Source organism: Methylobacterium indicum, assembly GCF_001043895.1.
Classification (GTDB): domain Bacteria; phylum Pseudomonadota; class Alphaproteobacteria; order Rhizobiales; family Beijerinckiaceae; genus Methylobacterium; species Methylobacterium indicum.
The window spans coordinates 1-4058 of sequence record NZ_JTHF01000420.1 but is presented as its reverse complement, the minus strand read 5'-3'; the positions used below and the strand labels follow the sequence as shown (position 1 = coordinate 4058).

Here is a 4058-nt window from a genome sequence, read left to right as displayed (position 1 = left end):
CCCGGGATGCGGGCCCGCATCGTCTCGGCGAGGTGCGCCGCTACGCCCTCGCCGCCACCCAGGAAGTAGTGGCGCCAGCCAGACGCGGCGCCGGCCCGGCACACCGCCTCGACGGATTCGATTCCCGGCACCTGCTGCATGGCCGAGAGACCGCGCCAGCGGCCGATCCAGCTCAGGGGCCGCCCGTCGGCGCAGACGAGGAGCGCGTCGTGGTGGGCCGCCTTCAGCACCGGGTCGGTCTGCGCCCGGACGACGCCGTGCGCGTCGCGGAACACCACGAAGGTGCCGGGCTGGTCCGGTCCGCCGGCGAACCGGCGCCCGAGGGCCGCGATCAGCCCGGTCATGTCGGTCGCCGAGACCGGCACGCCGCCGATCTCGAAGGAGGGGACGAGGGGGTCGTGTGCCACGTGTCAGCTTCCCGTTCTGGCGAGGGACGCGTCCGCCGACCGTGCGGCGACGGCGTCCCGGTAGATGTCGAGGAGGGCGCGGGTCGTGACGTCCTCGCGCCACTCGCGCTCGTAGACCATGCGGGCCGCCCGCCCCATGGCGGCGGCGCTCGCGGGATCGGCGGCGATGCGGGCGAGCGCCCGGGCGAGGTCGCCCGCATCGCCCGGCGCGGCGAGGAGCCCGGTCGCGCCGTCGGCGACGAGGTCGGCGAGCGCCCCGATCCGCGAGGCGACGACCGGCGTCCCGGCGGCGTAGGCCTCCGCCACCACCATCGGCAGGCCCTCGTACCAGAGCGAGGGCACCACCAAGGCGGCGGCCCGGCCCATCGCGGCCTGCACCTCGGCCGGGCTTCGGGCGCCCACGAGGTCGAGGCCGGGATGGCCGGCGAGGGCACCCGCGAGCGGGCCTTCGCCGATCGCCGTCACCCGCATTCCGGCGGACGCCGCAGCGTCCGCGAGGACGAGGACGCCCTTCTCGGGACTGACCCGGCCGACGAAGAGCAGCCCCCGGCGCGGCCCGTCCGGGGGCGGGCCCGGATCGGCCAGGCCGTTCGGGCGGATGCGGATTTTTGCGGCCGGCACGCCCGCCGCCACGAAGCGCTCGCGGGCGAACGGCGTCAGGGCGACGAACCGGTCGACGTCGCGCCGCCAGGTTCCGGCCCTGCGGTGGTGGTCGATCATCCGCGCCACCGCGAGCGAACCGATCCGCGAGCCGCGGTAGCAGGCGAACCGCACCGCCTGGTAGGGCGAGCCGGTGACGCAACGCTCGCACGGCGCACCGTCCCGCATCAGGAAGGCGTTGGCACAGACAAGTCGGTAATTGTGCAGGGTCTGCACCGTGGCGTGGCCCGCCGCCCGGGCGGCGGCGTGGATGCCCGGCGAGAGGAGCGGGAAGAAGTTGTGGACGTGGACCACGTCCGGGCGGAAGCGGCGGGCGGCCGCCATCACCCGGGCGATCCCGTCCGGCGCGTGGGTCGCCGCCAGCGCCGCCCACAGGCGCGCGGGTGCGGAATCGATCGCCTCGTTGTCGAGAAAGACCGCCTCGACGGCGCAGCCGGCGCGCTCCATAGCCGCGAGGTCGCGGGCCACCGCCGCGTCCTCGCCGCCGCGGACTTGGTAGCGATTGTGGGCGACGAGGACGCGCAACGGATCACCGCCCCCGGCCGGCGGCGCACCGCCGCCGGGTCGGTGATCCGTGTCCGTGCTGATGCTCATCGTTGCCAATCCGCGCCCTTCGCCCAACGGCAAGTCCGTTCGTGTCCCCAAGCCCACTGTTGCCCGTAAAGGACGCCGCATGCACTGTCAGGTTGTGCAGGCGCTCATTCCGAGACAAATCGGCCCTGCCCGATCGGCGTGCCGAAGGATGACCGGTACGCCCATCGGCGATACCGCAGGCACATAACGCGTGACTCGGAGGGAGTTCAGGCGCGGGAAATTACCGATGCGACCGATCGGTACAATGCGGTGCCGCATGCGGGTATCCGGCGACGATCGCGAAATTTTGGAGCGCGATCGGGATTGCATTGCGATTGCAGCGGCCTGCACGCCTCCGCACCGCGCGACTCGCCGCCGTCCTCGATGACGGGAGGGGGCGGGCGCCGTCTCCGGTCCCCGGGGGTGCGACCCGATGTCCGCGCCCCCGGGGCGGGGATCACGCTTGGCGCGAGGCCAGGATCGCCTCGACGACCTCCTGCACCTCGAGCGCCTCGGTCAGAGTGGCGAGGGCGTGGGGCTCGCCACGGGTCATCCGCGCGACGCCTTCGAGCTGGCGCCGCAGGGCGATCGGGCGGGCGCGCTCGTTCGGCATCGCGTCGGCGGCCGGCGCGAACCGACCGTCCTCGCCCCGGCGCTCGGCGATCGCCCAGTCGCGCAGGCGGACCGCGCCGGTCTCGCCCTCGAGGGTCCAGGTGTTGTGATCGTCGTGAGCCGTCTCGCCGACCCGACCACGCAGAAGCACCGGCACGCCTCCGGCCCGGAACGTCGCATCGATCGCCCGCTCCGACCGGCCGGACTCGGGGAAGACGGCATGACCGTCGAGCCCGTCGAGGGGCCCGAGCAGGCGGCGGCTCAGGAACAGGAAGTGCGACACGACCTCCCGGGTGAAACCGCCCTCCTGCGGCGCGTCGAGCCAGGCGGCGGCATCCTCCTGCCAGGGCCGCGGCCAGCGCGCGAAGGCGACCTCGATGGTCAGGCGCTGCGGCGTGCCGACCGCGCCCTCGGCGATCCATTGCGCCAGGGTGGCGACGCCCAGCGACGAGGCGAACGGGAAGTTGACGGCGCCGCGGCTTCCTGCCTCGGCCACGAAGGCCCGGGCCTCGGCGAGGTCGACGGCGAGCGGCTTCTCGCAGAAGACGCTGCGCCCGGCCGCCAGGGCCGCCCGGGCATGGCCGAGATGCGAGGCCGGCGGGGAGGCGACGTAGACGCAGTCGCTCGCCGCCACCACGGCGGCGGCGTCCGAGACGACCGGCACGCCGGGAAAGCGCGCGGCGATCCGTTCCCGCGCCGCCGGCGCCGGGTCCCACAGGGCCGCGATGCGCACCGTTGCGCCGTCCTGCCCGAGGACGGCATTCATCATGCGCTCGCCCATGATGCCGGCGCCGATGATGCCGAGGGCGAGGGAGGTGTAGGGTGAGGTCATCGCGGATCCTGGCTGCCGGACGCGCTCCTCTTAAGACCGAACAAGCGCCGGGGGAACGCCGCGCGCTCCGGTCCGGCGGGCGAGGTCCACAACGGTTCGTTCGCGCCTCGTTGCCCTCGCGCCCGCTCGCGGCGCGCCGAGCCTGCCCGTCGGTCCAAGGCAGCGCCGGGGCCCTTCGAGGCGCGAACGGACGCTGTCGGCCTGCAACGTTCCATCAGCGGAGGGACGGCGAAGGCTTCGTTCGTACTGTCGCGGGGACGGATCGCTCGATCGTCTTTGGTTCCCTTCGGACTGGAGAAATAATTTCTCCGTCAATTTCCGCAGCGTGAGACATTCTTAACGGCCGTCTCCTAATCAAGTGTTCTGTGAACATTCTGTCGTCTTCGGGGCACTGGATTCTACGATGGTCAAGCTCAGCATCGGGCGCAAGCTGGCGCTGTCCTCCGCGGTCACGGCGTTGTTCGTCGGCGGTGCCGTCTACAACCAATGGTCCAGCAACACGGAGATCCGCGCGGCGAACGACGCGCTGGCGCGCGAGGAGACCATCCTGCGCGGGATCTCGCAGGCGCAGGTCGCCGTGGCCCGGATTCAGCTGAGCCAGAAGTCCGTCGAGCTGGCGCGCAGCGCCGCCGCAGCCGACGCCGCGGTGACGGCCGCGCTCGACGAGGCGCGGGCGGCGGGGGCCGGCCTCAAGAAGCCGATCGCGATCGCCCTGAAGCCGGACGTCCTGCGCGACAGCGAGCGCACGGTCCACGACCTCGCCGCCGCGGTGCAGCGTTTTGCCCAGACCGGCCGGGCTGACCTCTACGGCCGTCCTATCGATGCGTCGGCGGCAGCGGCCTCCCGCGAGGAGATCGCCGCCCTGACCGCGCGGGCCGAGACGACGATCGGCGAATCCGTCGCCAATGCCAACCGCTTCACCGAGGCCGCCATGACGACGGCCTCCGAGCGGGTCGACTCGGCGACCCGCCTCG

General features: G+C 73.1%; 3 protein-coding genes and 1 pseudogene. 1 reads left to right on the top strand and 3 read right to left on the bottom strand.

Features of this window, described 5'->3' with window-relative positions; translation table 11 throughout:
• From QR78_RS31005 to QR78_RS30995, 3 genes are all read right to left on the bottom strand, one after another.
• The coding region (locus tag QR78_RS31005) for a WecB/TagA/CpsF family glycosyltransferase (RefSeq protein WP_048431484.1) at positions 1 to 407 on the bottom strand (407 nt) is incomplete at its 3' end.
• A 3-nt stretch (positions 408 to 410) separates the two neighbouring features.
• The gene (locus tag QR78_RS31000) at positions 411 to 1661 is read right to left on the bottom strand and encodes a glycosyltransferase (protein ID WP_244276413.1); all 1251 of its coding nucleotides are present in this window, start codon (positions 1659 to 1661) and stop codon (positions 411 to 413) included.
• Between the two features lie 436 nt (positions 1662 to 2097).
• The gene (locus QR78_RS30995) at positions 2098 to 3084 is read right to left on the bottom strand and encodes a Gfo/Idh/MocA family protein (RefSeq protein WP_048431483.1); all 987 of its coding nucleotides are present in this window, start codon (positions 3082 to 3084) and stop codon (positions 2098 to 2100) included.
• 403 nt (positions 3085 to 3487) lie between these two features.
• Here QR78_RS30995 and QR78_RS30990 point away from each other — a divergent pair.
• Positions 3488 to 4058: pseudogene (locus QR78_RS30990) on the top strand (methyl-accepting chemotaxis protein); the annotation flags it as partial.